Source organism: Achromobacter sp. (assembly GCF_036567245.1).
GTDB lineage: Bacteria > Pseudomonadota > Gammaproteobacteria > Burkholderiales > Burkholderiaceae_B > Achromobacter.
In genome coordinates, this window is sequence record NZ_DATCUY010000413.1 from 1 (window position 1) to 2475 (window position 2475).

3 protein-coding genes and 1 pseudogene are annotated in these 2475 nt (G+C 67.9%); 2 read left to right on the forward strand and 2 right to left on the reverse strand.

The window, feature by feature from the left end; all coding sequences use genetic code 11:
• The first annotated feature begins 208 nt into the window (after window positions 1-208).
• Together VIR09_RS17665 and VIR09_RS17670 are read left to right on the forward strand one after the other, a co-directional pair.
• Window positions 209-715, forward strand: coding sequence for a phosphatidylglycerophosphatase A (locus VIR09_RS17665; protein WP_332014052.1), 507 nt, complete (start codon window positions 209-211; stop codon window positions 713-715).
• A complete protein-coding gene (locus tag VIR09_RS17670; RefSeq protein WP_332014050.1) occupies window positions 712-1278 on the forward strand; it encodes a CinA family protein in 567 nt (188 codons plus the stop codon). The genes VIR09_RS17665 and VIR09_RS17670 overlap by 4 nt, the downstream gene beginning before the upstream one ends.
• Window positions 1279-1321: 43 nt before the next feature.
• Here VIR09_RS17670 and pyrF read toward each other — a convergent pair whose 3' ends face one another.
• Both pyrF and VIR09_RS17680 read right to left on the reverse strand, forming a co-directional pair.
• The gene (pyrF, locus tag VIR09_RS17675; protein WP_332014051.1) at window positions 1322-2140 is read right to left on the reverse strand and encodes an orotidine-5'-phosphate decarboxylase; all 819 of its coding nucleotides are present in this window, start codon (window positions 2138-2140) and stop codon (window positions 1322-1324) included.
• A 6-nt stretch (window positions 2141-2146) separates the two neighbouring features.
• Window positions 2147-2475, reverse strand: a pseudogene (locus tag VIR09_RS17680) (NAD(P)/FAD-dependent oxidoreductase); the annotation flags it as partial.

The window sequence follows — 2475 nt, forward strand, 5'->3', positions numbered from 1 at the left end:
GCGAGGCCGTGCTGGCCGCGGCGACTTCGGCCGGCGCCCGCGTGACCCGCGTGGGGCAGACCCTGGCGCAACCCGGCCTGTCCGTGCTGGACAGCCAGGGCCAGCCCCTGGCCGAGCTGCCTGCCGGTTTCGATCATTTTCCCGCGGCTTGATCCGCCGCATTCCAACCCTCAACCCCATGTCCGCGACCGACAATCGTCCCACCTCCATGCGCGACCGCGCCCGGACCGCATATCCGCCGTTGTCCTGGGTCTGCCGCGATCCGGGGCGGCTCATTGCCTTTGGCTTCGGCAGCGGCCTGATCCGGCCGGCCTCGGGTACCTGGGGCACGCTGCTGGCCTGGGCGATCTGGGTCGCCGCCGCGCCTGCCGCGTCGGATCTGGCGATAGGCGCATTCCTGGCGCTGGCTTTCTTGTACGGATGCTGGGCCTGCCATCGCGTCGGCCGTGAACTCCAGCAGTCGGATCATGTCGGAATGGTCTGGGACGAGATGGTGGCGTTCTGGCTGGTGCTCTGGCTGACGCCTGCGGGCTGGTTGTCGCAGGCGCTGGCGTTCGTGCTGTTCCGCACGTTCGACATCGTCAAGCCGCCTCCCATCAAGTTCTTCGACGCCCATATCAAGGGCGGTTTTGGCGTGATGTGGGACGATATCGTGGCGGCCGCATACGCCTTGCTGGTCATGGCGCTGGTCGTGCGCACAGGAGTCTTGGGATGAGCGGACAACAAGAAGGCACCCGGCCCAATCTGTCGGCCGAACAGCTGGCACAGGCCACGTCGCTGGCGCTGGTCGAAAGGCTGGGCGAAACGCTGCGACGCAAGGGCTGGATGCTGGGCACGGCCGAATCCTGCACCGGCGGCCTGCTGGCCGGCGCCATGACGGCGGTAGCGGGGTCCAGCGACTGGTTCGAACGCGGCTTCGTCACCTACAGCAACGAAGCCAAAGTCTCCGAACTGGACGTGTCGCCCGATGCCTTGCACCACTTCGGGGCCGTCAGCGAACCGGTGGCGCTGGAAATGGCCAATGGCGTGCTGTTGGCATCCCCCGCTGCGCATGTAGCGGTATCCACGACCGGCATTGCCGGTCCTGGTGGGGCTACGCCCGGCAAGCCGGTGGGCATGGTGTGCTTCGGTTTCGCGTTACGTGCGGGCGACGGCATCAGCAGCCGCGCCGTCACGCACGTGTTCCCGGGCGACCGCGCACAAGTGCGCCAGGCAGCGGTGGATTACGCACTGCGCGGCCTGCTTGAGTTGTTGGGAGCGCCGGTCAACCGGCGTTGAAGCAAGGGACTGCCACGGTCGGGGGTGCAAGACCCCCGCCGGATCAGCGCACCGCGTTGATCGCGTCGCGCAAGCCCTTGGCCGCCGTGCCGGCGGCTTCGCGCCAGTCGTCGCCGCCGCTGGCGTAGATGATGGCGCGGGAAGAATTGATCATCATGCCGCTGCGGGCGGCGTTGGCGCCGGCATTCACGGTGGCGGTGATGTCGCCGCCCTGGGCGCCGATGCCCGGCACCAGCAGGGGCAGCGCGTCGCCGATGCGCTGGCGCACGGCGGCCAGCTCATTCGGGAAGGTCGCGCCCACTACCAGGCCGCATTGGCCGTTGGCGTTCCACTTGTCGGCGACCAGGCCCGCGACGTGCAGGTACAGCGGCTCGCCATTGTCCATCTTCAGGAATTGCAGGTCCGAACCGCCGGGGTTGGAGGTGCGGCACAGCACGATCACGCCGCGGTCGCGCCACGCCAGATAGGGCTCGACCGAGTCCAGGCCCATGTAGGGGCTGACGGTTAGCGCGTGCGCCTGGTAGCGTTCGTAGGCTTCGCGGGCGTAGTTTTCGGCGGTGGAGCCGATGTCGCCGCGCTTGGCGTCCAGCACGATGGGCAGGTCCGGATGCTTTTCGCGGATGTGCTGGCACAGCGCTTCCAGCTGGTCTTCGGCGCGGTGCGCGGCGAAGTAGGCGATCTGCGGCTTGAAGCTGCAGGCGTAGGGCGCGGTGGCGTCCACGATGTCGCGGCAGAACTGGAAGATGGCGTCCGGCTTGTCCTGCAATTCGCGGGGGAAGCGCTGCGGATCGGGATCCAGCCCGACTTGCAGGAGCGAGTTGCTGGTGGTCCAGGCGTGTTCGAGTTTTTGCAGGAAATTCATGGGAGTTCAGTGCAGTTTGACCCGCGGGCGCGTGCGCCGCATGAGCAGGCGGGCCAGGGCAAGGGAGGCGGTACGCGAGACGCCTAGCACCGCTTTGTGGTGCATCAGGTGCAGGCTCATGTACATCAGGCGTGCCAGTGTACCGCTTACGAACAGTCCCCGCCCCGCCAGCTTGCCCATCAGGCTGCCGACGCCGGCGTCCTGGCCCAGCGATACCAGCGAGCCGTGGTCCTCGTAGACGTAGGGTACGGTGGGCTCGGCTGCGTGGCGCAGGCGCGCGGTGAGCTTCTTGGCCAGGTAGTCGGCTTCCTGGTGCGCCGCCTGGGCGCGAGCCG

Excerpts from the sequence above, each read along its gene's own strand:
- VIR09_RS17670 (WP_332014050.1), top strand. The coding sequence starts at position 712 with ATGAGCGGACAACAAGAAGGCACCCGGCCCAATCTGTCGGCCGAACAG.
- VIR09_RS17665 (WP_332014052.1), top strand. The coding sequence starts at position 209 with ATGCGCGACCGCGCCCGGACCGCATATCCGCCGTTGTCCTGGGTCTGC.
- pyrF (WP_332014051.1), bottom strand. The coding sequence starts at position 2,140 with ATGAATTTCCTGCAAAAACTCGAACACGCCTGGACCACCAGCAACTCG.